Below are 25,655 nucleotides of genomic sequence, written 5' to 3'. Positions count from 1 at the left end.
CCTCTCGACTGCGCCTCAGATCACTTCCGCCGGAACCAGCCCGCGCAAGGCATTGCCCAGAAAGAGCCGCCCCTCGGTCAGATCCGACCAGCGCAGCACGGCTTCCCGCGCGCGGCCGGTGGCAATCAGCTTCGCCCGCAGCACGCCCGGCAACGCCCCACAGCGTAGCGGCGGCGTCCACAGAAGATTGTCGCGCCACAGAAAGACAGTGGTGATCGTGCCCTCGACCACCTCATTGCGTTCATTCAGAAAAACCGCCTCGTCCCAGCCTTGGGGCAACTCTGCCCGGACCCGGTCATACAGATGCCGCTCGGTCGATTTCACCTGCCGCCACGGATCGTCCGAGGCCACGCGCCCCTCGGCCAGGCCCACCCGCCACAGCGATTTCGCCTTCGGCAGCGGCGCCGTGGTCATCTCGGGCACCCCATCCAGCCCCACCGTCATCCGCAGCCGCAGCGGGTCCGAAGCGCTGACAGTCTCGATCAGTCTCTCGACCCGCCACAGGTCGCAATCGATACCCAGCTTGCGACAACCCGCCTCGAGCCGCGCCATGTGATGCAGGATCAGCGCCACCCCTTCGCGAGGCGCCCAAAGCATCGTCTCGATCAGCCGCACGCCTTCGGGGGCGCTGTCACGAAGGCCGCCTTGCTCAGTGCTTCCGCCCATTCCGACACCCCCTCGCTGTCATGCACCACCCCGCCGCCGACGTTCAGCACCGCCTCGCCCTGACGCAGGGTCAGGCTACGGATGGCCACGTTGAACGCCATTCCGCCCGTCGGTGCAAGCCAGCCGATGGCACCACAATAAACGCCGCGTTGATCGGCTTCGAGTTCGTGAATGATCTGCATCGCGCGGATCTTCGGCGCGCCAGTGATCGAACCGCAGGGGAAAAGCGCCTGACAGATCTCTTCGAAATCAACCCCTTGCCGGACCTGCGCCGTCACGGTCGAGGTCATCTGATGCACCGTTGCATAGGTCTCGATGTCGTAAAGCGCGGGCACCTTGACCGATCCGACCTCGGAAATCCGGCTCAGATCGTTGCGCAGAAGATCGACGATCATCAGATTTTCGGCGCGATTCTTCTCGGACGCCCGCAGCCACTCCGCCGCCTGCGCATCCGCCTCCGGCGTCGCCCCCCGCGCCACCGTGCCCTTCATCGGCCGTACCGTCGCCCGGCCTTCGGCGTCGATGGCAAAGAACAACTCGGGCGAGCGCGACAGCACCGCGAAATCCTCCGCCTCGACCAGCACCCCATGACCGACCGGTTGCGCCGCCTTCAACCGTGCGTAAAGCGCGCGCGGATCGGCGTTGCAGCGGGCCCGCAGCGGAAAGGTCAGGTTGATCTGATAGACATCGCCCGCCGCGATATAGTCCTGCACCCGGGCAAAGGCCTGCAGATAGTCGGCCTGCGTGACGGCAGGGGAAAACTGCGGTGCCTCAGCCGCGGACGGCACGTCGGGCAACGGCGCCTCGGGCGCGTCATAGACACCAAACAGCATCAACGGCACGGCGCGCCCCTCGGGCATCAAAGGCGCGAGTTTCGCCGAAAAGGCATATCCGAGCTCATAGCTCAGCATCCCCGCCAGCCATTTTCCCGCAGAACGCGCCTCGGCAATCGCGGCAAAGGCCGGACCGATCTCGGCCATGCTATCGGCGCGGATCACCGCATCAGGCCGCGCAAATCGCGCGGCCCGGCCCTCGGGACCGCAGTCGAATTCGAAACTCAGGCTGGCCACGTCTTCCTCGCGCACGCTTCGCCCCAATAAAGCGGGGTTTTGCCGCGCGGCAATGCCTCAACCGACAGAAAAATGCCACTCTCCGTCACCCAGCGCCGGGCTGGCCTTGTCCAGCGCCAGATCCGAGCGCGAAAAGACGATCGGTGTGCGCAGACCGGCCATGCCCTCGGGGGCGATCTTCATCCCCCGCGCGGCGATCTGCGGTTCGGTCAAAGCCTCAGCCACGTCATTGATTGGCCCGCCGGGAATGCCAGCAGCTTCCATCGCCGCGATCAGATCAGTTTTCGGTCGCGCCGAGGTGACCTCGGCGATGCGGGCACACAGCGCGTCCCTATGCGCGACGCGCCCGGCATTCGTGGCATAATCCGGGTTCGCAGATTCCTCGGCCAGCCCCAGCATGGTGCACAAAGCCTGAAACTGCCGGTCATTGCCGCAAGCGATGATGAAATGCCCGTCAGCGGCCGGAAACACCTGATACGGCACGATATTCGGATGCGCATTGCCCAGCCGATGCGGCACCATCCCGCCCAGAAGATGGTTCATCGCCTGATTGGCAAGCACCCCCACGCCGCAATCAAGCAGGCTCATGTCCACATGTTGCCCGCGCCCCGAGCGCGCCCGCTCGGCCAAAGCCGCCTGCACCCCGATCACGCCATAAAGCCCGGTGAAAATATCGATCCAGGCGACGCCGACCTTTTGCGGCTCGCCACCCTTCGGCCCGGTCAGATCCATGATCCCGCACATGCCCTGCACCAGAAAATCATAGCCCGGTTGCGCCGCACGCGGCCCGGTCTGCCCGAAACCGGTGACCGAGACATAGACCAGTCCGGGGTTCTCGGCGGCAAGGCTCTCGTAATCCAGACCGAACTTCTTCAACCCGCCGAGCTTGAAGTTCTCGATCACCACATCGGCCTCGGCAATCAGCCGTTTCAGCCGCGCCAGATCATCAATGTTCGAAAAGTCGCATATGACCGAGGTTTTTCCCCGGTTTGCGGCATGAAAATAGGCCGCCACGGTTTCAAAAGTGCCATCGGGCCGCAGCCGCTCGATGAAGGGAGGCCCCCAGCGACGGGTATCGTCGCCCTCGGGGGCTTCCACTTTTACAACCTCGGCGCCCAGATCGGCCAGAACCTGACCGATCCACGGACCGGCGAGTATCCGCGCCAGTTCCACCACCTTGAGCCCCTTGAGCGGCGCATCGGACATCGGACCCTCCCTTGCTGGGATCTTCCTAGCCCGAGGCGGCGGCCAAATCGACCGCCGTTTTCACCGCCGCATATGCCTTTTGCGCATGGACCTCAGGGAGTCATCTTGTGGCCCGACATGTCGGGCGCCTTGCCCGCCGTCGTCACCATGAATTCCACCGGCACCTTGCCCGCATGCTCGAAGACCAGCGTTCCGGGCAGCAGCACCCCTTCCGCGATCGGCGCGGTCAGCCCCATGAACATCACATGCAGCCCGCCCGGCGCGAATTTCACCGTGGCCCCGGCGGGCACCTCGACAGAGTCGACATCGATCATCCGGGTCACACCGGTCGCATCGGTCTCGCTCGTGTGCATCATCGCCATCGAGGCAAAATCGACGTCGACCGCAGTCAGCCGATCGGCGCTGTCGCCCGCGTTGACGATGGTGAAATAACCCGCCGCCGCCTGCGCGCCCTGCATGACCGCCGGGATCGACGGATGGATGATCGTCAGTGCCCCGGCATGCGCTTCATGTGCCTGAACGGCAACCGGCGCCAGCGCCAGCATCAGCGCGCAAAGCGGCGCCGCAATTCCCTTGATCATCTTTCTCTCCTTTGATCTCGCCCGCAAGCGGTGCCGCAAATTGCCGCAGGCGGGCACAAAGGGCAAGTCACCCCGCCAGCAAAGCGGCGTTGCCGCCCGCCGCGGTGGTGTCGACACAAAGGTGCCGCTCATGCGCGACATGGGCCAGATCGGGCCGCGCGGTGATCAGCGGCACCAGCGGACCGGGCCGCGCCGCCAGCGCCTGAGCATAGGCACGGCCCATCTCGGCCTCGCCCCACCAGAGCACAGCGGCCAGCGGCTCAGCGGTTTCCAGCGCCTTGGCCGCGACGGACCCGGTCGCCGTCACCGCCTGCCCGCCCAGCGCCGCGACCGCCGCCGCCTGCGCCGAAGCCGCCTCAGGCCCCGGCCCGAGGCACAGCACCGGCCCCCGCACATGCCGCGTCAGGCGGTTCAGCTCGCCCGTCGGGCCGGGCAGGAACAGCTCGCCCAGCAGCGTTTCGACCGCTTCGGGCAGGACCGGCGTCGTCGCCTGCGTCCAGACCCCGGCCGCTGCGACCGGTTCCGGCGCGTAGAAGCGGCCCAGATACAAAGGCCCGCCCGCCTTCGGCCCGGTGCCCGACAGCCCCTCGCCGCCGAAGGGTTGGCTGCCCACCACCGCCCCGATCTGGTTGCGGTTCACATAGATATTGCCCGCCCGGATCGTCTCGGCCACGGTTTCGACACGGGCATCGATGCGCGAATGCAGCCCGAAGGTCAGCCCGTAGCCGCGCGCATTGATCGCCGCGATCACCGCGGGCAGGTCATCGGCGGCGAAAGTTGCAAGATGCAAAACCGGGCCGAAGATTTCGTGCGACAGATCGGCAATGCCGGTCACTTTCAACAGCGCGGGAGCCACGAAATGCCCCCCCGCAGGCGCGGCGGTGCGATGCAGGAGGCGCCCCGCATGTTGCGCCAGATAGGTCTCGATCCCGGTCCTGGCCTCGGCGTCAATCACCGGGCCGACATCGGTCGAAAGCCGCCAGGGATCGCCCAGAACCAGCTCGTCCATCGCGCCTTTCAGCATCTCGATCACATGGGGGGCGATGTCTTCCTGCACGTAAAGGCAGCGCAGCGCCGAGCAGCGTTGCCCTGCCGAACGGAAGGCCGAGGCGACGACATCGCGCACCGCCTGTTCGGGCAGCGCGGTGCTGTCGACGACCATCGCATTCAGCCCGCCGGTTTCCGCAATCAGCGGCGTGCCCGGCGCCATATGCGCGGCCATCGCGCGGGCGATGATCTGCGCGGTCTCGGTCGAGCCGGTGAACACGACCCCCTTGATGCGCGGATCGCGGGTCAGCGCGGCGCCGACAGTGGGGCCGTCGCCTGGCAAAAGTTGCAGCGCCGTCGCCGGAACCCCGGCCTGATGCAGCAGCCGAACCGCCAGCGCCGCGATCACCGGGGTCTGTTCTGCAGGCTTCGCCAGCACGGCATTGCCCGCCATCAAGGCCGCCGCGATCTGACCGGTGAAGATCGCAAGCGGGAAGTTCCACGGGCTGATCGCCACCACCGGGCCACGGGGCGCACGCGTGTCGGACGCGCCTTCGGCCGCATAATAGCGCAGGAAATCAACGGCCTCGCGCAGCTCGGAAATCGCATCGCCGAGCGTCTTGCCCGCCTCTTGCGCGAGTGCGGCAAAGATCGGGCCGAAGTTTTCTTCGTAAAGATCGGCAGCACGGCTCAGCACCGCCGCGCGCTCCGCCGCGGGCGCAGACCAGACTTGCGCGGCGTCGAGCGCCACCGCCACCGTTGCCGCATCCGCCTCGGTCACCCGCGCCACAACCGCGCCGGTGGCCGGGCTCACCACATCCCGCGTGGCACCCGAGACCGGCCCCGCCACGATCGGCGCGGCGTGCGGCAGCGTCACGGTCCGCGCCGTCTCGATCCGGGCCAGAACCTCGGGATCGCTCAGATCGAAGCCCTGCGAATTGACGCGATCCGACCCGAACAAAGCCGCAGGCGCCAGCAGCCCGCGCGGCGCCCGCGCCGTGGCCAGCGCCGCGAAGGGACAGGCAGCGACTTCGCTCGGCGGCACGCTTTCATTGACGATCTGGTTCACGAAAGACGAGTTCGCACCGTTCTCCAGCAGACGCCGCACCAGATAGGCGAGCAGGTCGCGATGCGCTCCCACCGGGGCGTAGATCCGGCAGCGCCCGCCGGTCTCGCGCAGGACGATATCATGCAGCCGCGCCCCCATGCCATGCAGGCGCTGGAACTCGTAGGGACGCCCCGCGGCCATCTCCAGCACCGCCGCCACCGTATGCGCGTTATGCGTCGCAAATTGCGGATAGATGCAATCGCTCAGCCCGAAGAGTTTCGCCGCAAGGCAGATATAGGCGACATCGGTGCCGGTCTTCGAGGTGAAGAGCGGAAAGCCCGGATGGCCCTCGACCTGCGCGCGCTTCATCTCGGAATCCCAATAGGCGCCCTTCACCAGACGGATGTTGATGCGACGCCCGGTCGCCCGCGCCATCGCGGCCAGCGCATCGATCGCCGCCCCCGCGCGCTTGCCATAGGCCTGCACCACGGCACCAAAGCCCTGCCAATCCGCGGTCTCTGGATCGGCCATCACCGCTTCGATCACGCGCAACGACAGCGCCAGACGGTCCTGCTCCTCGGCATCGATATGCAGCGCAATCCCCGCCGCCGCCGCCGCCCGCGCCAGATCGCGCACGACCGGCACAAGTTCGGCCATCACCCGGGCCTCCTGCGCCACTTCATAGCGCGGATGCAGCGCCGAAAGCTTGATCGAGATCCCCGGATTGGCCGCGATCGAGCCCTTGGTCGCCGCCTTGGCGATCGCCGCGATCGCCTGCGCATAGGACACACGATAGCGTTCGGCATCGGTGGTGGTCAGCGCCGCCTCACCCAGCATGTCATAACTGAAGGTATAGCCCTCGCCCTCGCGCTTTTCGGCGCGCTCCAGCGCCTTTTCAATGGTTTCGCCCAGAACAAACTGACGGCCCATCTCGCGCATCGCCTGCCCCACGGCGGCGCGGATGACGGGTTCGCCCAACCGCCGCATGGCGCCGCGCAGCGTGCCCGCGATGCCGCCCGCACCATCATCGAGCACCTTGCCCGTCAGCATCAGCGCCCAGGTCGAGGCATTGACCAGCGACGAGGCCGCCGTGCCCAGATGCTTGCCCCAGTCCGAAGGCGCGATCTTGTCCTCGATCAGCGCGTCGATCGTCGCAGTGTCGGGCACGCGCAGCATCGCCTCGGCCAGACACATCAGCGCCACGCCCTCGCGCGTCGACAGCCCGTATTGCGCCAGGAAATGCTCTATCAGGCTCGGCTTCGCCTCGGCCCGGATGCGCGCGACCAGATCGGCGCCGCGCGCCGCGATCCGGTCCAGCTGCGCCTGCGGCAGCGCGGCCTGCACGACGAGCGCCTCAAGAACCTCGGCCTCGGGGGCGAATTTGGCCTGCGGGCCAAGGGCGGAAAGGTCGGTCATGGTCGGGGACTCCTTGGGCGTTTTCCCGATCATATCACCTCACCTCTGGACGATGTGACCATTGAAATCCATAATTGCAGTCCATCGGACCAAAGATAAGGCCAAAGACATGACCGACCCGCTTGACGCCACCGACCGGCGCATCCTGCACGAGCTTTGCGCCAATGCGCGGATTCCGGTCACCGAACTCGCCCGCAAGGTCGGGCTGTCGAAAACCCCGGTCGCGGCGCGCATCCGCGCGATGGAGGAGATGGGGCTGATCACCGGCTACCGGGCGATGCTGTCACCGATCCAGCTCGGCCTGATCCATGTCACCTATGTCGAGGTGAAGCTCAGCGACACACGGCAGAAGGCGCTCGAACAGTTCAACGCCGCCGTGCGCGAAATCCCCGAGGTCGAGGAATGCTACATGATCGCGGGCGGCTTCGATTACCTGTTGAAGGTGCGCAGCCACGATATCGCGGAGTACCGCAAGATCATGGGGGAAAAGCTCTCGGCGCTGCCGCATGTGGCGGCAACCTCGAGCTATGTGGCGATGGAAGCGGTGGTCGAGCAGAACGCCCCCAGCCTGTGATCTCAGACGATGCGCAGCCGCGGGGTGGCGGTTTCGGCCAACACCCGGCCCACCGGGGCGGCGTGATCGAAGCCGTGACGGCGGAAGGTGGAGAGCACCGCCTCCACCGCGTCGGGCGCGCAGGCGACGAGCAACCCGCCCGAGGTCTGCGGATCGGTCAGAAGACCCCGATCGAGATCCCCCAGATCGGCGGGAAGATCGATCCCCGCGCCATAGCTGGCCCAGTTGCGCCCCGAAGCGCCGGTCAGATGGCCCTCGGCCGCGGCCTCCATCACGCCCGGCAGACGCGGCACCGCGGCCCAGGAAATCTCGATATCGCAGCCCGATCCGCGTGCCATTTCAAGACCATGACCGCCGAGCCCAAAGCCCGTCACATCGGTCATCGCATGCACGGCCTCCATCTCGCCAAGATCGGCGCCGGGCGTGTTCAGCTGCGTCACCGAGGCGATCAGCTCGGCCTCGCCCGAGGGCGGCAGCTGGCCCTTTTTCAGCGCGCCCGACAGAACACCGACGCCGATCCGCTTGCCCAGCACCAGCACGTCACCCGGCCGCGCGCCGGCATTGGTCTTGACCCGGTCGGGATGCACGAGGCCCAGCGCCACCAGCCCGTAGATCGGCTCGACGGAATCGATCGTATGCCCGCCCGCCACCGGAATGCCTGCCGCGGCGCAGACCTCGGCCCCACCCTTCAGGATCGCGCCGATGGTGGCTTCCGACAACACCTTGATCGGCATGCCGACGATGGCCAGCGCCAGAATGGGACGCCCGCCCATCGCGTAAACGTCCGACAGCGCATTCGTCGCGGCGATGCGACCGAAGTCGCGGGCGTCATCGACGATCGGCATGAAGAAATCTGTCGTCGCCACCAGAGCCTGCGTGTCATTGAGCCGCCAGACCGCCGCATCATCGGCGGTGGCAATGCCCACCATCAGCTCTTTCGGAACCAGCGGCACCACCGTATCGGAGAGGATCCGCTCCAGCACCCCGGGCGCGATCTTGCAGCCGCATCCGCCGCCATGCGAAAGCGAGGTCAGCCGCGGCTCGGTCTTCGGGGCGGTGTCGATCATTGCGAACTCCTGTGGCGCCGAAACTGCGCGCTTATAGGCGCAGGATGTCGCGGGGCCAAGCATGATTGCGCAAAACCTTTGGCGCGGCCCCGTCGCAGCTTGGATTTCCGGTCAAAGCCGTGTATCCGGCGGCGCGGCCCCGGTGCGGGCAGAGTCGCAAGGCACCCCAGCGGGGACAGCCGTCAGGAGGACAGATGACCGGCAAGATCGTCGCATTCGTAGATGGCTCGATCTACGCCACAAGCGTGTGCGACCATGCAGCCTGGATCTCGAAGCGGACCGGCGCGCCGGTGCAGCTCGTCCATGTGCTGCGTCCCTCGGGCGCGCCGATGCTGGCCGATCCGGCGGAACCCGCGCCGCTCGGCGCGCGCAGCGGCGTGATGGAAGAGCTGGCGGCGCTTGATGCGCAACGCGCGCGACTGATGGCGGCGCATGGGCGCGCGCTGATCGACGACGCAAGGGTACTGCTCGAAAAAGCCGGTGTGGCCGAGATTTCCGCCGAATTGCGGCAGGGCGATCTGCTGGCCACGGTGCATGAGGTCGAGTCCGAAGCGCGGGTGATCCTGCTGGGCAAGCGCGGCGAGGAAGCCGATCAGGCGATGGACCATCTGGGCGCGAACCTCGAACGGATCGTGCGCTCGTGCGCGCGGCCGGTCTTTGTCGCTTCGCGCGCCTTTAAGCCGATCGAGCGGGTGCTGGTCGCCTATGACGGCGGCGTCTCGGCGATGAAGGCGGTCGATCACATCTCGCGCAGCACGCTTTTCCCCGGTCTTTCGGTGCAGATCGCGGCGGTCGGTCAGGCGACGCCCGAGGTGAAGAAGGGCCTTGAAGCCGCACGCGCGATGCTGGCCGCGGCCGGGATCGCAGCGGAAACCACGGTTCTGGCAGGCCAGCCCGAGGCGGCGCTGCGCAAGCTGGCCGAGGAAGAGAAATTCGATCTGCTGGTGATGGGGGCCTATGGGCATTCGCGCATCCGCAGCCTGATCATCGGCTCGACCACCACGGCAACGATGCGCGCCTGCAAGGTGCCGGTGGTGCTGATCCGCTGATCCTCCCCCCCGGCACCGGGAAAGGCCGGTCCAGCGGCAGGCTCAAGCCGCGCCAAGGGCCTGCATCCGGTGCGAGGCACGACAGAACTGCCCCAGCCCCGCCTGTTCGAGCTTGCCGCCAACGAACAGCGCGAGGTGCTTCACCGTCATCGCCATCATCCTGTGGGCGTGGGGGGCCTCCTCCGGGTAAAGAAGGGCGATGTTGCGACGAAAGACAATCTCGCGACAGATATCGCGGCAGGCGCTGAACCCGGGAGTGGCGCGGCAGCCCTGCCGATGCAGCCCCAAAAGCCAATGGCCCTCGACCGCATCAACCTCGACCGGTTCGCCGCGCGAGATGATCCAGGTCACCAGCACCTCCTCGGCCATCGACAGGAGCCGGTCGATCCCGGGCAGCGCCGCACGTCCTTCGAGCCCGGCATCGATCTCGACCAGAATTTCCGGAAAAACGCCCATCAGCCCCGCTCCCCTTCCCTATCGCCCCCAAACCGCCCCCGCAGGACCGTCCACCGCACCCCCGAAACCGCGACACCGGGAGAGCCGCGTCCGATGGCCCCAAAGGGTCGGGGCTCAGGCATCGGCCTCATATCCTTCGGCGGGCAACAGATCGGGAGGCCCCTCCAGCAACATCAGACGGATGCGGCCACTTTCGGCATCGACGGCATCAAGGCCAAGAATTCGGCGGGTGTGCCGCATCGGATCGGCCGCATCGGCGTCATCGCCGCGCAGATAACGCCCGCCACAGGCGTCGATGTAGCCCGCATAGACATGTGCGAGCAAAAGATCGCAGAGCCAGACCCGGTCGCGCTCATGGCCCTCTGCGGTCAGGAAAGCCTCGATCTGGCTCTGCAGCGCGGTGAAGGTCGTCAGATCATCGGTCAGGTCGATCTCTGCCCTGTCGATATCCTCTGCCTGCCAGATCTCGCGCAGCGCGCCGGTGCTTGCCCCCGCATCCCAGATCCAGCGCGTCATCAGCGGCACGGTGTCGGGCTGGGTGAAATGCAGCACCTCGGCTGCCAGATCGCGCAGCCATCGGTTGTCGCGCTCCTCGGAAAAGCAGGCGAGGAACCGCGCGATGCGCGCATCGACCGGCCCTTGCCCCTGCAACAGGATGTCCAGCCGTGCCCGTAGCTCTGCCATGCCGACGCGCGCGATCATCGGCGCGATACGGCGGCGCACGGGCGCCATGAAGGCGGCCAGATTCAGGAACTCGACCTCGCTGACCGGTGCGGCCCCGGCGCCGAAAACCTCGGTGAAAAGCGCGGATTTGAGCCAGAGCGCGGTCATGTGGCGCGAAAGACCGCCGCCGGGATGCGCCGCTTCGGTCAGATCGGCGAGCGCCCGGCGCAACCTTGCGCGAGAAAGGTCGAGCACCGGCGCAGAGGCCGAAAGGGGTTTGTGCAAAAGGCCGATCATGCGGGCGTCTCCGGCCCGAAAGCCCTGACGGGGGACAACGCCGCCCGGATCGCGCCCCGCGAAGACGATGCGCCAAGGCCGCCGTCACGGGGCGGATCGTCGTTGACCATGCGCGGGATCCGTTTCGTCGCCAAGGCGTCCTCCCAACGTCTTCAGCCACACCCATATGGCGACTCATGCGGCCAGCATTTCGCCCAAAGGATGATCGAGCGTCAGGTCTAATGCCCCGAATGTCAAAAGAATTATTCGCCGCGGCGCGGCAATCCGCTCCGCATCGGGCGCTGCATCCGCGAAGGCCGCAAGGGCCACAGGCCGTCACGCGCGCAACCCGCCGCGCCCGGGTCTGATCGTGCTTGCACTTTGCCCGGCCCGGGTCTTTGATCGCGCCGGGACCGGCCCCGCGCCGCCCGCGAACACAAGGTGACACCATGCTGAAGAACATCGACCCGATCCTGACGGCGGATCTGCTTTACACGCTGCGCGCCATGGGCCACGGCGACGAGATCGTGATCGTCGACGCCAATTTCCCTGCCGAAAGCTGCGCGCAGGAGCTGATCCGGATGCCCGGCCTGAGCGCGACTCAGGTGATGGATGCGATCCTGTCGGTGATGCCGCTTGATGACTTTGTGCCCGAAGCGGCCTTCCACATGGAAGTGGTGGGCGACCCCACGGCCGAGCAGCCGATCTTCGCCGATTTCCGCGCCATTCTGGCCAAGCACGAAGGCCCCGCGGCGAAGCTGGGCCGGGTCGAGCGCTTCGATTTCTACGCCCGCTCGAAACAGGCCTTTGCCATCGTCGCAACGGGCGAGACCCGGCTTTACGGCTGCCTGATCCTGAAAAAGGGCGTGATCCGTCCGCAGGCGTGATCGCAAAAAAAGGAACCGCCCGCAAGCGAACCTTGCGGGCGGTTACACTCCCAAGGCGCCACGGGGGAGGAGAATGGGGCGCCTCGGGCGGAGGAGAATGGGGCGCCTCGGGCGTCGAGTTACGCAGGCAGCGAGGCCTGCGCGATGGCATGATCCCAGGCGTCACGCAGCTGCGCACGCTCGGCCGGTTTCAAACCCGGCATGAAGGGCGGCTTCGGTGCGGGCAAGGGCAGACGGTGACCCAGCGCCGCCATCGCCATCGCCGCGACACCCACTGCGCCGACTTCTTCCAGCGCGGCAACCTGCACCGGGCGGCCGATCAGATCGGCCTGCAGCTGCATCAGGAACGCATTGCCCGAAGCCCCCCCATCGGCCGACAGCGCGGCCAGAGGATGGCCGATATCGGCCTGCATCGCCTCGAAGACATCGGCGATCTGACTTGCGATGGCCTCGAAGGTCGCGCGCGCCAGATGGGCGGGGCTGGTCGCATGGCTCATGCCGGTCAGCGTGCCGCGCGCGGCATCGTTCCAATGCGGCGCACCAAGGCCCGCCAGCGCCGGAACGAAGGTCACGCCGCCCGCATCCGGCACGGTCTGCGCCAGATCCGACAACGCCCGGGCGTCTTTCAACCCCAAAAGCTTCGCCATGAAGGCCGCCGCCTGCGCGGAAACGGTGATGTTGCCCTCAAGTGCGAAAGCCGTGCCGTTGCGATCGGTCCAGCCGATCGTGCCCGACAGCCCATGGCGCGAGGTCACGCGGCCCGGCGTCAGCGTCATCAGCGACGAGCCGGTGCCATAGGTCGCCTTCACCGCGCCGGGGCTGCGCACGCCATGGCCGTAAAGCGCGGCATGGCTGTCGCCCATCATCGCCTGAATCGGGACGCCTGCAGGCAGCGCCGTCATCCCCGCGGCAGTGGTGCCAAAGAGGCTGTCCGAGGGCAGCGGTTGCGGCAGGCAATCGACCCGCACCCCGAAGATCGCCGCCAGCTCCGGCGAAAAACTCAGTGTCCGCGTGTCGAACAGAAGCGTGCGCGAGGCGTTCGAATGATCGGTCGCATGCGCGGCGCCACCAGTCAGGTTCCACAAAAGCCAGGCATCGACCGTCCCCGCCCTGAGCCGCCCCTCCGCCTGCGCGGTGGCGACGGCGGGGATATTGCGCAACGCCCAGGCCAGTTTCGTCGCCGGAAAGAGCGGGTTCAGCCCCAGCCCCGTCGCCGCCTCGACCACCGGGCCGACGCCCGTCGCGGCGAGCGCGGCGCAATCCTCGGCGGTGCGGCGGCATTGCCAGATCATCGCCGGGCAAAGCGGCGCAGACGTGACCGCATCCCACAGCACCAGCGTCTCGCGCTGGTTCGCAATGGCGATGGCGTCGATCGGGCCCGAAGCCCCCGTAATCGCTTCGGCAATCGTGCCCTGGACCGAGGCCCACAGCGCCTCAGCCGATTGTTCCGCCCATCCCGAATGGGGATAGGCGGTGCTCAGCGGGGCCGAGGCGCGGGCCAGCACCGTTCCATCCGGGCCGACGATCAGCACCTTGGTGTTCGTCGTGCCCTGATCGATGGCGAGAACCCGCGGCCCGGAACCCGGCGCTTTCATTTCGACACCCGCGCCAGAACTTTGCGCACGGCGGCCGAGATACCCGCGACGGAAAGACCGTATTCCTCGAACAGCCATTCGGTGGAGCCGGTGACGACGAAGCCCGGGAAGCCGAGCCGTTCGACCGGCACCGGGCATTCGCCCGCGGTGATTTCCGCCACCGCGCCGCCCAGCCCGCCGCGGACCGAGGCTTCCTCGACCGTGACGATGGCGCCGGTTTCACGCGCCGCTGCCAGAATGGCATCGACATCGATGGGATTGATCGTGGCCATGTTCAGAACCCTTACCGAAAGGCCCTTGTCCGACAGCTTGTCCGCCGCTTCCGCCGCAAGATGCACCGTCGTGCCGCAGGCGATGACCGTCACATCCGAGCCCTTGCGCACCACCTCGGCCTTGCCGGGGGTGAATTTGCGACCCGGAAGATCCAGATCCGGCACCGGCATCCGCGACAGCCGCAGATAGACCGGGCCTTCATGCTCCGCCGCCCATTTCACCGCCTCGGCGGTTTCCCAGGCATCGGCGGGGGCAATGGTGGTGATGTTCGTCAGCACGCGCAGCCAGGCGAAATCCTCGATCGAATGGTGCGTCGCGCCCAGTTCGCCATAGGCCACGCCCGAGGATTGACCGACCAGCTTCACGTTGAAATTCGCGTAAGCCACATCGGCCTTGACCTGCTCGAGCGAGCGCCCGGTCAGGAAACACGAAGCCGCCGAGACGAAGGGGATACGCCCCCCGTTCGCGAGCCCCGCGGCGACGCCGACCATCAGCTGTTCGGCGATGCCGACATTGATCAGACGGTCGGGGAATTTCTTCTGAAAGCCGTTCAGCTTCGACGAGCCGACCGAGTCGTTCACCACGGCGACGATGCGTTCGTCCTCCGCCGCGAGGGCTTCGAGCGTTTCCACCCAGGCATTGCGGCAATCGGCCAGACCGGCCTTGATCGGTGCAGCATGCGACATCACACCAGCTCCTTCATCGCTTGCGCGAATTGCGCATCATCGGGCACGCCGTGGTGCCATTTCGCCTGATTTTCCATGAAGGACACGCCCTTGCCCTTGACCGTATTGGCAATCACGCAGAGCGGCTTGCCCCGGCCCTTGGGCGAGGCAGACAGCACGTCGTATAGCGCACCAAGATCATGGCCATCGACCACCGCGACCTCGAAGCCGAAGGCGCGGTACTTGTCATCCATCGGGTCCATGCCCGTGGTGTCCTCGGTCGATTGGCCCTGCTGCAGCCGGTTGCGGTCGATGATCAGGGTCAGGTTTTCGAGCTTGCGGAAGCCCGCGGTCATCGCCGCTTCCCAGTTCGAGCCTTCCTGCTGTTCGCCGTCACCGGTCAGAACGAAGGTCCGGTAATCGGCGCCGGTCAACTGGCCCGCGATCGCGATGCCGGTGGCGACCGGGAAGCCGTGGCCCAGCGGCCCGGTGTTCGTCTCGATCCCCGGCAGATAGTTGCGGTTCGGGTGGCCGTTCAGTTTCGAGCGCGGCTGCATGTAGGTCTCAAGCCAGTCTTCGGGGAAGTAGCCCGCAGCGCACAGCGCGGTGTAAAGCGCGCCCGTCGCATGGCCCTTCGACATGATGAAGCGGTCGCGTTCTGCCCATTCGGGGCGGGTCGCGTCATAGCGCATCACCCCGAAATAGAGCGTCGCCAGAATGTCGATGGCGGAAAAATCGCCACCCGGATGGCCAAGCTGCGCCTTGTGCACCATCGAAAACGCGGTCCGGCGCATCCAGAGCGCCTTTTCGCGGATGCGGTCCACGGTTTCGGTTTTCGGGGTCATGGCATCCTCTGTCAGAAACGGTGGGGAACGAAGAGCTGCGGCTCGGGCTCGCCCCCATGGTGGTAGATCGGCCAGCCGAGGTAACGGACCACGGCCTCGTTCAGAACGTCCGCCACATGGCCGCGCACCATTGCAACGTGGTGTTCAAAGCCATTGTGCGAGACGAATTTCATCAGCTTGCGGAGCTGCGGCACATGGGCGACGGCAATGCCGCCATCCATCCCGAAGGGATCGTCGGTGAACTCCCCCTGCCCCAGATAGCATTTCATCGTGCCGTTGCGGTCATCGGTCGAAAGCCGGAAATAGGTCATCGGACCGGCCTTCACCTTGCCCTTGACCGCGCCGAAGCATTTCGCCCGCCCGATGGTCTCGCCGAGCACGTCAAGCTCGCCGATTTCCGGCGTGTCGCCGATGAAGCTCTTCGGATAGTTGCCGCAATGGGTGCAGACGCATTTCTCCGGCTCGGTGCCGTAGTTGTTGTTCCAGTCGAGCAGCGCCGAAGGCTGGCCCGAGGCCAAGGCCAGCGCATACATCGAGACCGCGCCGATCACGTCCACCTCGCAGGCCGAGGGCATCAGCTCTTCGCCCATCATCGACATGGTTACGCAAGTCGCGCAGCCGAAATTGTCCTGCAGCGAGCGCCAGCATTGAATGGCCGAGGCATCGCAGCCGTTTTCGGCGATCCAGCGGTTGACGGCGAGGGTCCATTTCGCCTGTTTCAGGATCTGCCCGGGCTGGATATGCGCCGGGATCTTGCCATAGGCCTTCAGCTTCGCCATCTTCGCCGCCAGATCCGGGTCGGCGTCGTCAATGGCGCCCGCCTGTTGCAGAAGTTCCGACAGATCGGCCGTGACTACGGTCATGCCGCTCGCCTGCAGCAGCTTTTCGGAAAAGCGCATGGTCTGGAACGGGCTCGTCCGCGCGCCGATCGCGCCGATGCGGGCGTTTCTCAGCCCCCGCACGGTGCGGCAGATGCGGGCGAAGCGCTCAAGGTCAGCCCCGAACTCTTCGCCCCCGGTGTCGCATGTATGAGTGGTGGTTTCCGTGAATGCGACACCGTATTGCCAGAAGTTGTTTGCGACCGAGAACTTGCCGCAGAAGGCGTCCCGGCGCGAATGCACATCGACCTTGCCGATCTCGTCGTTCGAGGCCTGCAGCAGGATCGGCACGTTCAGCTTCGCGCGGTTGACAAGTTCGGCCACCGCGATCTCGTCGCCGAAGTTCGGCAGGCAGATCACCAGACCGTCGATGTCATCCCGGTGGGCCTTGAAATGCTTGGCATAAAGCTCGGCATCGGCAATCGACTGCACCGCGCCATTCGCCGTCGCCTCATAGGGCAGGATCACCGCCTTGACGCCCAGACGGGTCAGTTGCGCCAGAACCTCGTCGCGCGCATCCTTGCAGGGCGCGGGGCTGAAAAAGGCGCGGCTGCCGATCACCACGCCCAGCGTGACCTTGCGGTGGATATGCTGGCTCATGTCTCTCCTCCCGACATTCGCTGCCCCGCTGCGGCCAAGCTTGCGCGCATCGCGGGTTGCTTTCGATTACTTTCGATTTCTTCGTTTTACTACGAGTCGCAGCTTTTACGCAAGCGCCGGTATGCGCGAAGAACGCACAAACTAACCCCCTGAGATTGCAGTGCATTCGCAGAAAATCACGCCGCAGCGCCGCGTCATGCGCAAACATTCATGGCGCAGAATGTGATTATTGCGAAAGCAAGCGAAATAATCGAAAGCGAAACGAAAATACTTGACGACAATCGAGAGCAAGGCGCAGGATCACAGCCGGGGAGTCGCCCCCGGTCGGGGGGCGCGCGACAACGGAGGATACCCATGAACGTGAAGAGACGCCTTCTGGTGTCGGCTATGGCCGTCGCCATGGCCGGTGTGATGCCGAGCTTTGCCGCCGCGGCGGACACCATCGCCATCATCACCCCCAGCCACGACAACCCCTTCTTCAAGGCGGAAGCCGACGGGGCTGCGGCGAAGGCCAAGGAACTGGGTTATGACACCATGGTTCTGGTCCATGACGACGACGCCAACAAGCAATCGGAACTCTTCGACAGCGCCATCGCTGCGGGCGTGAAGGCCATCGTGCTCGACAACGCCGGCGCCGATGCCACCGTTGCCGCCGTGCAAAAGGCCAAGGATGCGGGGATCCCCTCGTTCCTGATCGACCGTGAGATCACCGCCTCGGGGATCGCGGTCAGCCAGATCGTGTCGAACAACTATCAAGGCGCGCAGCTTGGCGGCGAAGAATTCGTCAAGGTGATGGGCGAAAAAGGCGAATATGCCGAGCTTTTGGGCAAGGAATCCGACACCAACGCCGGGATCCGCTCGCAGGGCTATCACGACATCATCGACCAGTATCCGGACCTGAAACTGGTGGCGAGCCAGACCGCGAACTGGTCGCAGACCGAAGCCTACACCGTGATGGAATCGATGCTGCAGGCGCACCCGGAAATCAAGGGTGTGATCTCGGGCAACGACACGATGGCGATGGGCGCTTGGGCGGCGCTTGAAGCTGCGGGCCGGACCGATGTGGTCGTGGTCGGCTTTGACGGTTCGAACGACGTGCGCGACTCGATCAAGAAGGGCGGCATCAAGGCCACCGTCCTGCAACCGGCCTATGCGCAAGCGCAGATGGCGGTCGAGCAAGCTGACAAATTCCTGAAAACCGGCTCGACCGGCGTCGAGGAAAAACAGCTGATGGATTGCGCGCTGATCAATGCCGACAACGCGGCGAAGCTTGAAACCTTCGCGCTGTCGAACTGATCGAAGAACGTCCCCGGCGCGCCGATATCCCTCGGCGCGCCGGATTCCAAAGGATCCACGGCCATGAAATCCCCTGTTGTGACGGCCCTGTGCCTTGCGGTTGCGCTTGGTACGACGGGCTGCAAGATCGTGCCGAAAACGGCGGAAAACTCTGCCGCCCCCGCTGCGGATGCCAGCGGCGATGCGGCGCGCATCACCAAGCTGCTGGCCGAAAGTTATGACGCGAAGCTGTTGCCCCTCATCGCATCGCAGGCGCAGACGGCAGCCGCCTTGCGCGCCCAGATCGCAGGCGGGCTGGACGCTGCGGGCAAGGCCCATGGCGCGCGCGGCGCGGGCAATGGCTCGCCCTGGAACTTTGCGCTGAAGGATCAGGGCAAGGTCATCAAGGCCGATCTGGACACGCGGGCGCGCACGCTCGAGCTTGATACCGACGGCGATGGCGGCGCCGATCTGACGCTGCAGCTTGGCCCGGTGATCAAGGGCAATGCGCTGCGCGATGTCGCACCGAAGATCTACGATTTCACCGCCTTCCGCGACCAGATGGAATTCGGCAAGCTGGGCCGGGCGCTGAACGACCGCGCCTCGGCCGGGCTGACCGTGCCCACCGAAGACCCGACCGGCAAGATCGTCGCCTTTACCGGCGTCGTGTCCTTGCGCGCCGCCAGCGACAAGTGGCTCGTCACGCCGACCGCGATCGAGGTGCTGCCATGACCGAAAAGCACCCGATCGGCCTGATGATGCGCGGGGCCGTCAAGGTCTACCCCGGCACCCGCGCGCTCAAGGGCGTGGATTTCGACCTGCGCATGGGCGCGGTGAACGTGCTGGTGGGCGAAAACGGCGCCGGCAAATCGACGCTGATGAAGCTCATCGCGGGCGTCGAGGACATGACCGAAGGCACGATCACCATGGACGGCCGCGAGATGCGGTTTCGCACCAAGGCCGATGCCGTGGCCGCGGGCATCGGCATCGTGTTTCAGGAACTGAACCTGTTTCCGAACCTGAGCGTGGCCGAAAACATCTTCATCGGCCATGAAACCACCCGCGGCGGCATCGATATCGACATCGAGGCGCATCGGCGCGCGACGCGGGTGTTGATGGAGCGGCTCGAACAGAACATCCATCCCGACACGCCGCTCGGCAATCTGCGCATCGGCCAGCAGCAGATCGTCGAGATCGCCAAGGCGCTGGCGCAGAACGCCCGCATTCTCATTCTCGATGAACCCACCTCGGCGCTGTCGGCGGCCGAGGTCGAGGTGCTGTTCCGCGTCATCGACGAACTCACCGCGCAGGGCGTCGGCATCGTCTACATCTCCCACCGGCTCGAAGAGCTGATCCGGGTCGGCGATTACATCACCGTGCTGCGCGATGGCGTCATCACCGGCGCGCGCTCGATGGAAGGCGTCGACATTCCCTGGATCGTGCAGGCGATGATCGGCTCCAGCTCGAAAGAATATGGCCGCTCCGAAGTCGCGAATTTCGGCCCCGAGATCTTCCGCGCCGAAAACATCGCCCTCCCCCGCGCGGGTGGCGGCTTCACCGTCGATCACGTCTCGCTGTCGATCCGCTCGGGCGAGATCGTCGGGCTTTACGGGCTGATGGGCGCGGGCCGGTCCGAGTTTCTGGAATGCGTGATGGCGCAGCACCCGCATTCGGGCGGCAAGTTCTGGGTCGAGGGCAAGCCTTTGACCGAACGCGACGTGCCCGGCCGGATCGCCCGCGGCATCGCGCTCATTCCCGAAGACCGCAAGCGCGACGGGCTCATCCAGATCATGGCGATCCGGGAAAACCTGACGCTCTCTTCGCTGCCGAGCTTCACCAAGCTCTTCCATCTGAATCTGAAGAAAGAAGCGAAGACCGCCATCGAGTTCATCAAGCGGCTCACCATCAAGGTGGCGAGCCCCGAAAACCCGGTCTCGTCGCTTTCGGGTGGCAACCAGCAGAAGGTCGTCATCGGCAAGGCGCTGATGACCGGGCCGAAGGTGCTGTTGATGGACGAGCCCTCGCGCGGCATCGACATCGGCGCCAAGGCCGAGGTCTTCCGCACCATGCGCCGTCTGGCCGCCGAGGGTCTGGGCATTCTTTTCGTGACCTCGGACCTCGATGAGGTCCTGGCCCTTTCCGACCGCATCATCGTCATGGCGCAGGGCCGCGTGACCGGTGAGTTCCCGTCCGGCACCGAAGCCGCGAAGGTGATCTCGGCCACCACCCCCAATGCGCAAAACTCGAAGGACATCGCAGCATGACCGCCGTTCCCGCCTCCACCCCCGCGCAGGGCTCGCCGCTGCTGCTGACGCTTCTGCAAGCCCGGACCTATCTGGCGCTGATCCTTGTGTTCGGTTTCTTCGCCTTCATGGCGCCGAACTTCATGACGCTGGCGAACAGCGTGATCGTGGCGAAACACGCCGCGCTCACGGCCTTTCTGGCGATCGGCATGACCTTCGTCATCATCACCGGCGGCATCGACCTGTCGGTGGGCTCGACTGTGGGGCTTTGCGCCATGGTCTCGGGCTGGCTGATCCTTTATGGCATCGACCTTGGCTCGGTCGGCACGATGCAGTTCAACACGCTGGAAATCACCCTTCTCGTGATGTGTGTCGGCGTTTTTGTCGGCTTCATCAACGGGATATTGATCACGAAACTGAACGTCGCCCCCTTCATCGCCACGCTCGGCACGCTTTACATCGCCCGCGGCGCGGCGCTGCTGTCCTCGGGCGGCCGCACCTTCCCGAACCTGTCGGGCAATGCAGATTACGGCTCATCAAGCTTCCCGGCGATCGGCGCGGGCACCTTCCTTGGTCTGCCGGTGCAGATCTGGATGCTGATCGCGGTGGGTCTCGTCGCAGCCTATATCGCCAAACGCACGCCGCTCGGCCGTCACATCTATGCGGTGGGCGGCAACGAACGCGGGGCCGCGCTTTCGGGCGTGAAAGTCAATCGCGTCAAGCTCTTCGTCTACATGTTCTCGGGCTTTTGCGCGGCGATCGTCGGGCTGATCATCGCCTCGCAACTGCAAGCCGCCCATCCGGCGACCGGGGAAACCTTTGAACTCAACGCGATCGCCGCGGCGGTTCTGGGCGGCACCTCGCTTTCGGGCGGGCGCGGCAAGATCGGCGGCACCATCGTCGGCGCCTTCGTGATCTCGATCCTGTCCGACGGCCTCGTGATGATGAGCGTGTCCTCGTTCTGGCAGACCGTGATCAAGGGGCTCGTCATCGTCGCCGCCGTGGTCATCGATCAGGCGCAAAGCAAGCTGCAGGCCCGCGTGGCGCTGCAACAGGAGGCGGCGCTCGGGCGTTAAGGCCGCGCCTCGACAAGGCACTGGGCCGTTGACCGGCCCAGCCCCCGCCCCTAAGGAAGTCAGAGACATTCCCTGACGTTCCCATGACCCGCAACCGATAGGCTAACCCCGTGTCCACGAAACCCGTTCCGATCCGTGACGACAGCAAGGCCGGTCTTTTGTCCGAACCGCGTCGGCGTCGCATCCTTGAATGGATCGAGGAAGAGGGCTCGGCGCGGGTGCGCGATCTGGCGGTGGCGTTTCAGGTCTCCGAGGCGACGATCCGGCAGGATCTGGAAAAGCTTGAATCCGAGGGTTTCATCACCCGCGAACATGGCGGGGCTTTCCTGAACGCGCCGTCCTCGCGCGCCGAGGGGCTGGTGCTGCATCATCAGGACAACATGGACAAGAAGCGGCTGATCGGGGCGCTGGCGGCCTCGCTTGTCAGCGACGGCGAGACGATCATCCTCGATGCCGGGACGACCACGACCGAGGTGGCGACGCGGCTGGTGACGCGGCGCAATCTGACGGTGATCACCAATGCGCTCAATATCGCGATCATCCTTGGCTCGGTGCCGGGATTTGCGGTGCACATGCCGGGCGGGCAGTTCAAGGCCCCCACGCTGTCGCTGTCGGGCGACAAGTCGGTCGATTACTTCCGCAACATCTTTGCCGGGAAGCTGTTTCTGGCGACCGCGGGCGTGGCGCTCGATGCCGGACTGACTTACCCCAGCTTCGCCGATCTGCAACTGAAGGAAGCGATGATCCGCGCGGCCTCGCGCGTTTATCTGGTCGCCGACAGCTCGAAGATCAACAAGAGTTCCTTCACCCGGCTCGGCTCGCTCGCGGTGATCCATTCCTTCATCACCGACGACGGGATTTCCGACAAGGATGCGAAGGAATTCGAGGCCCGCGGGATCGAATTGCTGATCGCGACCTGAGCCCCTGCCCTGACCGAGGCCATCGCCGAGGTCACGCGACACATCAGCCCCCTGACCGCCGAGTGCATCAGGCACTCGGCCAGCGCCCGCCCCGCCCATGGCGGGCGCTTCTCGCCCGCCGGGGCAGGCGCAGGCCTCTGTCGTTCTTCGTGGAAACGGTCTTGGTGCCACTGGCGCCCTGACGGGCGGGGAAAGGCGATGCCTTTCCTGATCCGCCCGAGACGCCCTCAGCGCAGCGCGGCCTCGATATTGCCGCCGTCCACCGTCATCACATGCGCCGTCGTGCGTTCGGCCCGCGCCAGCGCCACGAAGGCCTCGGCCACATGCCGGGCCTCGACCTCGACCTTCAGCAGGTTGCCCGCCATGTAGGTCCCGGCATCGATCCCCCGCGCCGAGGACCGCGCCGCGATCATCTCGGGCGTCAGCAGCCCCGAGCGGATGCGGTCGGCATTGATCCCGTTGACGCGGATCCCTTCCGGCCCCAGTTCCAGCGCCAGTTGCCGCAGCAAGAAGAAGCTCGTGGCTTTCGGCAGGCCGTAAGCCGCAAAGCCCTTGCCCGGGTTCACTGCCTGTTTCGACACGTTGAACAGGATCTGCCCCGGCTCGGCCCCGCGCGTGCCGCGCCCCGCCGCCTGCGCCCGGTAAAGCGCGATGGCCGCTTGCGAAAACGCCAGATGCGAGAAGAAGTTCAGCTCGAAACTGCCGCGCAGCACTTGCTCATCGAGCGTCGCGATATCGCCGGTAATCGCCGCCCCGGCGTTCGAGACAAGGATATCCAGCCCGCCAAACCGCGCCGCACAGGCCGCCACGGCCGCGGCCGCCGCGCCGGGCTGGGTGATATCGCAGCCATGCCCCGCCGCGTCGCGGCCAAGCCCGGCCACGGCCTTCTCAAGCACCTCGCCGGGACGATCGACGAGGAAGATCGAGGCCCCTTGCGCCGCGAAAGCCTCGGCCGTCGCCAGCCCGATGGCCCCCGCGCCGCCCGTCACCAGAACCACCCGGCCCTGCAAGGCGGGCGCCTTGGCCGTGCCCAGCTTCGCCAGTTCCAGCGGCCAATATTCCATGTCGAACAGATCTGCGTCGGCAATGGAGCGGAAGCCGCCAGCCGCCAGCCCGTCCGCCTTAACCCGCGCCGACTGATCGCCGATATCGGCCGCGATCCGCGCGGCTTTGGCATCCGCGCCCGCGCCCACGGCGCCGATGCCCTCGAGCCAGATCAGCCCCGGCATGGGGTTCAGCATCGCCACCGGACCACCGAACCGGGCCTTGTTCGCCTCGAAATAGGCGCGGTAGCGGGTGACGTAATCGGTCACCGCCGCACGCATCGCCTCGGGCGTTTGCGCAGCCTTGCGAAGCACCAGAACCTCGCCCTTGGTGCGAATGACGTGATCGGGCGTCACCACCCCGGCCTTGGCAAGCGCCTCCAGATCGGGGCGGGACACAAAGGCCCGCGTCGCGTCATCGGCGCGCAGATCGAGAACCGGAAGTGCAGCGTCTTCCGGCAGCGCCGAGGCGAGCGCGCCGCGCAGAGCCGCCAGCACCGGGGCGACCTCGGCCACCGGCAGGGCGGCGGCGGGCAGCAAAGGCGCAGGACGGCGGTCGGCCAGCCAGGCCTCGACCAGATTGGCGTGCTCGATCACCTTGAAATAGCTCGACTTCGCATCCGGCCCCCAGGTGAAATGGCCGTGGTTCTTCAAAAGCAGCGCCTCGACGCCCGGGTGCGCCGTGTAGGTCGCAAGCCCGGCTTTGGCCAGACCGAAGCCCGGCTTGACGAAGGGCACCAGCGCCATCCGGTCGCCGAACAATTCGCGGATCGCCGCCTCCGCCTCGGGCAGGTTCGCCAGCACCAGAAACGGCGTCGCATGGGTATGATCGACGAATTTATGCGGCAGGAAGACATGCAGCAGCATCTCGACCGAGGGGTTCGGCGCCGCCGGGTCAAGCAGATTGAGCCGCTGCAGCTTCACCAGCACGTCATCGGGAACCGCATCGAAATCCTTCAACCGCAGCATCGGGTCCAGCCGCACCGCGGGCATTCCGGCCGCATTGATCGTCGCCAGATCATGGCCCGAGCCCTTGACATGCAAGACCGAAACCGTCTCGCCGAAGAGATCCACCGCCTCGGTCTTGACCGAGGTATTGCCGCCCCCGTGCAGCACCAGCTCAGGGTCCGACCCGATCAGCCGCGAGCTGTAAATCCGCTGCCCGAGCTCGCCCCCCGCTGCCGCAGCAGCCTCGTCACTCCAGAGATTGCGGATCATCGGGGTCTCCTTTTCTCACGGGCGCGGGAACGGCGCTGGATTTCCTTACTTTTGTCACCTATTTTTGTCAAACGGCGAAACCCGGAGGGCAAGATGGCGGGCACGACACGGCGGCGGTCTCTGGGGCGGTCACTGGGCCGGATCAGCGGCGAAAATGCGGTGATCGAGGTGGCGTGGATGTATTACCACGACGGCCGCAACCAGCAGGACATCGCCGAGGCTTTGGGGATTTCGCGGGCGACGGTGGTGAACTACCTGCAGGAGGCGCGCGAAAGCGGGCTGATCCGCATCACGCTCGCCGCGCCCGCCTTTACCGCGCATCGGCTATCCCTTGAACTTTGCACGAAATTTGGCCTCGCCGAGGCCTATGTCGTGCCTGATGACGGGCTGCCGACGGACACCGCCTTTGCCCGCGTCGTGCGCGGGGCGGCGTTGTGGTTGCCCGACCTTCTTGCCCCCGGCGACCGGTTGGGCGTGGCATGGGGCCGCACCGTCTACGCGCTGGCCGAGCGGGTCGAAAACCGCGAGATCGAGGATCTGACGGTGTTGCAGCTGGTGGGGTCGATGGCAACGCCCTATGGCTTCACCGCCGAGGCCTGCTCGACCCGGCTGGCGCAACGGCTTGGCGCGCGCTGTCTGAACCTGCATGCCCCCGCCGTGCTGAGCCGCGCAGCGCTGGCCGAGGAATTGCGGGCCGAGCCGATCCTGCGGGCGCAGCTCGAGGCGCTGCAAGGGGTGAACAAGCTTCTGTTTTCCGTCGGCACGGTGAGCGAGAACAGCCATGTCGTCAGCTCGGGTCTGGCCACGCCCGAGGAGCTGGCCGCCCATGTCGCGCGCGGCGCGGCGGGGGTGATCTGCGGGCGGTTCGTCGATGCGATGGGGCGGCAGATGCCGGGCGAGACCGAGGCGCGGATGATCGGCATCGACCTGCCGCGGCTTGTCGGGCTGGAGATGGGGCTTTTGGTGACGCCGGGGCTCGACAAGGTGGCGCCCAGCCTTGCGGCGATCCGCGGCGGCTATGTCACGCATCTCGCCACCTCGACGCGGGTGGCCGAGGCGCTTCTGGCGGCGGAGTAGG

Annotated in this window: 22 protein-coding genes; 9 read left to right on the top strand and 13 right to left on the bottom strand. The window is 66.1% G+C overall.

Going from position 1 to position 25,655, the window contains the following annotated elements:
- Nucleotides 1-15: 15 nt before the first annotated feature.
- From ACTTAI_RS05300 to putA, 5 genes are all read right to left on the bottom strand, one after another.
- Complete coding sequence (locus ACTTAI_RS05300) at nt 16-666, bottom strand: aminotransferase class IV (protein ID WP_444454765.1); 651 nt, start codon at nt 664-666, stop codon at nt 16-18.
- A complete protein-coding gene (locus tag ACTTAI_RS05295; protein WP_444454764.1) occupies nt 606-1,751 on the bottom strand; it encodes an aminodeoxychorismate synthase component I in 1,146 nt (381 codons plus the stop codon). Before ACTTAI_RS05295 ends, ACTTAI_RS05300 begins: the two co-directional genes overlap by 61 nt.
- Before the next feature lie 42 nt (nt 1,752-1,793).
- Nucleotides 1,794-2,942, bottom strand: a complete 1,149-nt coding sequence (locus tag ACTTAI_RS05290) for a CaiB/BaiF CoA transferase family protein (protein ID WP_444454763.1) — start codon at nt 2,940-2,942, stop codon at nt 1,794-1,796.
- Nucleotides 2,943-3,034: 92 nt separating this feature from the next.
- Nucleotides 3,035-3,523, bottom strand: a complete 489-nt coding sequence (pccA, locus tag ACTTAI_RS05285; protein WP_444454762.1) for a cbb3 -type cytochrome c oxidase assembly copper chaperone PccA — start codon at nt 3,521-3,523, stop codon at nt 3,035-3,037.
- Between the two features lie 67 nt (nt 3,524-3,590).
- Nucleotides 3,591-6,974, bottom strand: a complete 3,384-nt coding sequence (gene putA, locus ACTTAI_RS05280; protein WP_444454761.1) for a bifunctional proline dehydrogenase/L-glutamate gamma-semialdehyde dehydrogenase PutA — start codon at nt 6,972-6,974, stop codon at nt 3,591-3,593.
- 109 nt (nt 6,975-7,083) lie between these two features.
- On the opposite strand from putA, the gene ACTTAI_RS05275 reads away from it, so the two are divergent.
- Nucleotides 7,084-7,548 carry an Lrp/AsnC family transcriptional regulator gene (locus ACTTAI_RS05275; RefSeq protein WP_444454760.1) on the top strand — a complete coding sequence of 155 codons (465 nt, stop codon included), beginning with the start codon at nt 7,084-7,086 and terminating at the stop codon, nt 7,546-7,548.
- Between the two features lie 2 nt (nt 7,549-7,550).
- Here ACTTAI_RS05275 and selD read toward each other — a convergent pair whose 3' ends face one another.
- Entirely contained in the window at nt 7,551-8,615 is a 1,065-nt protein-coding gene (selD, locus tag ACTTAI_RS05270) for a selenide, water dikinase SelD (protein WP_444454759.1), read from the bottom strand.
- Between the two features lie 194 nt (nt 8,616-8,809).
- Here selD and ACTTAI_RS05265 point away from each other — a divergent pair, with 194 nt between their 5' ends.
- Nucleotides 8,810-9,664, top strand: a complete 855-nt coding sequence (locus ACTTAI_RS05265; RefSeq protein WP_444454758.1) for a universal stress protein — start codon at nt 8,810-8,812, stop codon at nt 9,662-9,664.
- Nucleotides 9,665-9,706: 42 nt separating this feature from the next.
- Here ACTTAI_RS05265 and ACTTAI_RS05260 read toward each other — a convergent pair whose 3' ends face one another.
- Together ACTTAI_RS05260 and ACTTAI_RS05255 are read right to left on the bottom strand one after the other, a co-directional pair.
- Complete coding sequence (locus tag ACTTAI_RS05260; RefSeq protein WP_444454757.1) at nt 9,707-10,120, bottom strand: hypothetical protein; 414 nt, start codon at nt 10,118-10,120, stop codon at nt 9,707-9,709.
- A gap of 114 nt (nt 10,121-10,234) precedes the next feature.
- The gene (locus ACTTAI_RS05255; protein WP_444454756.1) at nt 10,235-11,080 is read right to left on the bottom strand and encodes a hypothetical protein; all 846 of its coding nucleotides are present in this window, start codon (nt 11,078-11,080) and stop codon (nt 10,235-10,237) included.
- A 428-nt stretch (nt 11,081-11,508) separates the two neighbouring features.
- On the opposite strand from ACTTAI_RS05255, the gene ACTTAI_RS05250 reads away from it, so the two are divergent.
- Nucleotides 11,509-11,946, top strand: a complete 438-nt coding sequence (locus tag ACTTAI_RS05250; RefSeq protein WP_444454755.1) for an RbsD/FucU family protein — start codon at nt 11,509-11,511, stop codon at nt 11,944-11,946.
- Nucleotides 11,947-12,065: 119 nt separating this feature from the next.
- On the opposite strand, the gene ACTTAI_RS05245 is transcribed toward ACTTAI_RS05250, so the two are convergent.
- Genes ACTTAI_RS05245 through ACTTAI_RS05230 form a run of 4 tightly spaced genes read right to left on the bottom strand, consistent with a single transcriptional unit; the run spans nt 12,066 to nt 16,802 of the window.
- Nucleotides 12,066-13,541 (bottom strand): FGGY-family carbohydrate kinase, encoded by a 1,476-nt coding sequence (locus ACTTAI_RS05245; protein WP_444454754.1) that lies wholly within the window; start codon nt 13,539-13,541, stop codon nt 12,066-12,068.
- Nucleotides 13,538-14,500, bottom strand: coding sequence for a transketolase family protein (locus tag ACTTAI_RS05240; protein WP_444454753.1), 963 nt, complete (start codon nt 14,498-14,500; stop codon nt 13,538-13,540). The genes ACTTAI_RS05245 and ACTTAI_RS05240 overlap by 4 nt, the downstream gene beginning before the upstream one ends.
- The gene (locus ACTTAI_RS05235; RefSeq protein ID WP_444454752.1) at nt 14,500-15,324 is read right to left on the bottom strand and encodes a transketolase; all 825 of its coding nucleotides are present in this window, start codon (nt 15,322-15,324) and stop codon (nt 14,500-14,502) included. Before ACTTAI_RS05235 ends, ACTTAI_RS05240 begins: the two co-directional genes overlap by 1 nt.
- An 11-nt stretch (nt 15,325-15,335) precedes the next feature.
- Nucleotides 15,336-16,802, bottom strand: coding sequence for an L-fucose/L-arabinose isomerase family protein (locus tag ACTTAI_RS05230; protein WP_444454751.1), 1,467 nt, complete (start codon nt 16,800-16,802; stop codon nt 15,336-15,338).
- 354 nt (nt 16,803-17,156) lie between these two features.
- On the opposite strand from ACTTAI_RS05230, the gene ACTTAI_RS05225 reads away from it, so the two are divergent.
- The 5 genes from ACTTAI_RS05225 (at nt 17,157) to ACTTAI_RS05205 (ending at nt 22,316) form a co-directional block, all read left to right on the top strand.
- Nucleotides 17,157-18,098 (top strand): D-ribose ABC transporter substrate-binding protein, encoded by a 942-nt coding sequence (locus ACTTAI_RS05225; RefSeq protein ID WP_444454750.1) that lies wholly within the window; start codon nt 17,157-17,159, stop codon nt 18,096-18,098.
- A 63-nt stretch (nt 18,099-18,161) separates the two neighbouring features.
- Nucleotides 18,162-18,809, top strand: a complete 648-nt coding sequence (locus ACTTAI_RS05220) for a DUF2291 domain-containing protein (RefSeq protein ID WP_444454749.1) — start codon at nt 18,162-18,164, stop codon at nt 18,807-18,809.
- Entirely contained in the window at nt 18,806-20,341 is a 1,536-nt protein-coding gene (locus ACTTAI_RS05215) for a sugar ABC transporter ATP-binding protein (protein ID WP_444454748.1), read from the top strand. The genes ACTTAI_RS05220 and ACTTAI_RS05215 overlap by 4 nt, the downstream gene beginning before the upstream one ends.
- Nucleotides 20,338-21,396 carry an ABC transporter permease gene (locus ACTTAI_RS05210; RefSeq protein ID WP_444454747.1) on the top strand — a complete coding sequence of 353 codons (1,059 nt, stop codon included), beginning with the start codon at nt 20,338-20,340 and terminating at the stop codon, nt 21,394-21,396. The genes ACTTAI_RS05215 and ACTTAI_RS05210 overlap by 4 nt, the downstream gene beginning before the upstream one ends.
- Nucleotides 21,397-21,506: 110 nt before the next feature.
- Nucleotides 21,507-22,316, top strand: a complete 810-nt coding sequence (locus ACTTAI_RS05205) for a DeoR/GlpR family DNA-binding transcription regulator (protein ID WP_444454746.1) — start codon at nt 21,507-21,509, stop codon at nt 22,314-22,316.
- Between the two features lie 227 nt (nt 22,317-22,543).
- Here the strand turns inward: ACTTAI_RS05205 and ACTTAI_RS05200 are convergent, their stop codons facing one another.
- On the bottom strand, nt 22,544-24,577 hold the full coding sequence (locus ACTTAI_RS05200) for a bifunctional aldolase/short-chain dehydrogenase (protein WP_444454745.1): 2,034 nt from the start codon (nt 24,575-24,577) through the stop codon (nt 22,544-22,546).
- Nucleotides 24,578-24,670: 93 nt separating this feature from the next.
- On the opposite strand from ACTTAI_RS05200, the gene ACTTAI_RS05195 reads away from it, so the two are divergent.
- The gene (locus ACTTAI_RS05195; protein WP_444454744.1) at nt 24,671-25,654 is read left to right on the top strand and encodes a sugar-binding transcriptional regulator; all 984 of its coding nucleotides are present in this window, start codon (nt 24,671-24,673) and stop codon (nt 25,652-25,654) included.
- The last annotated feature ends 1 nt before the right edge of the window (nt 25,655 follow it).

Source organism: Rhodobacter capsulatus (genome assembly GCF_052363175.1).
GTDB lineage: Bacteria > Pseudomonadota > Alphaproteobacteria > Rhodobacterales > Rhodobacteraceae > Rhodobacter > Rhodobacter capsulatus_D.
This window is presented reverse-complemented; position numbering and strand designations above follow the sequence as displayed.

Bases quoted from the DNA above. Each gene is read 5' to 3' on its own strand.
- ACTTAI_RS05300 (WP_444454765.1), bottom strand. From the start codon at position 666: ATGGGCGGAAGCACTGAGCAAGGCGGCCTTCGTGACAGCGCCCCCGAA.
- ACTTAI_RS05290 (WP_444454763.1), bottom strand. From the start codon at position 2,942: ATGTCCGATGCGCCGCTCAAGGGGCTCAAGGTGGTGGAACTGGCGCGG.
- pccA (WP_444454762.1), bottom strand. From the start codon at position 3,523: ATGATCAAGGGAATTGCGGCGCCGCTTTGCGCGCTGATGCTGGCGCTG.
- putA (WP_444454761.1), bottom strand. From the start codon at position 6,974: ATGACCGACCTTTCCGCCCTTGGCCCGCAGGCCAAATTCGCCCCCGAG.
- ACTTAI_RS05275 (WP_444454760.1), top strand. From the start codon at position 7,084: ATGACCGACCCGCTTGACGCCACCGACCGGCGCATCCTGCACGAGCTT.
- selD (WP_444454759.1), bottom strand. From the start codon at position 8,615: ATGATCGACACCGCCCCGAAGACCGAGCCGCGGCTGACCTCGCTTTCG.
- ACTTAI_RS05265 (WP_444454758.1), top strand. From the start codon at position 8,810: ATGACCGGCAAGATCGTCGCATTCGTAGATGGCTCGATCTACGCCACA.
- ACTTAI_RS05260 (WP_444454757.1), bottom strand. From the start codon at position 10,120: ATGGGCGTTTTTCCGGAAATTCTGGTCGAGATCGATGCCGGGCTCGAA.
- ACTTAI_RS05255 (WP_444454756.1), bottom strand. From the start codon at position 11,080: ATGATCGGCCTTTTGCACAAACCCCTTTCGGCCTCTGCGCCGGTGCTC.
- ACTTAI_RS05250 (WP_444454755.1), top strand. From the start codon at position 11,509: ATGCTGAAGAACATCGACCCGATCCTGACGGCGGATCTGCTTTACACG.
- ACTTAI_RS05245 (WP_444454754.1), bottom strand. From the start codon at position 13,541: ATGAAAGCGCCGGGTTCCGGGCCGCGGGTTCTCGCCATCGATCAGGGC.
- ACTTAI_RS05240 (WP_444454753.1), bottom strand. From the start codon at position 14,500: ATGTCGCATGCTGCACCGATCAAGGCCGGTCTGGCCGATTGCCGCAAT.
- ACTTAI_RS05235 (WP_444454752.1), bottom strand. From the start codon at position 15,324: ATGACCCCGAAAACCGAAACCGTGGACCGCATCCGCGAAAAGGCGCTC.
- ACTTAI_RS05230 (WP_444454751.1), bottom strand. From the start codon at position 16,802: ATGAGCCAGCATATCCACCGCAAGGTCACGCTGGGCGTGGTGATCGGC.
- ACTTAI_RS05225 (WP_444454750.1), top strand. From the start codon at position 17,157: ATGAACGTGAAGAGACGCCTTCTGGTGTCGGCTATGGCCGTCGCCATG.
- ACTTAI_RS05220 (WP_444454749.1), top strand. From the start codon at position 18,162: ATGAAATCCCCTGTTGTGACGGCCCTGTGCCTTGCGGTTGCGCTTGGT.
- ACTTAI_RS05215 (WP_444454748.1), top strand. From the start codon at position 18,806: ATGACCGAAAAGCACCCGATCGGCCTGATGATGCGCGGGGCCGTCAAG.
- ACTTAI_RS05210 (WP_444454747.1), top strand. From the start codon at position 20,338: ATGACCGCCGTTCCCGCCTCCACCCCCGCGCAGGGCTCGCCGCTGCTG.
- ACTTAI_RS05200 (WP_444454745.1), bottom strand. From the start codon at position 24,577: ATGATCCGCAATCTCTGGAGTGACGAGGCTGCTGCGGCAGCGGGGGGC.
- ACTTAI_RS05195 (WP_444454744.1), top strand. From the start codon at position 24,671: ATGGCGGGCACGACACGGCGGCGGTCTCTGGGGCGGTCACTGGGCCGG.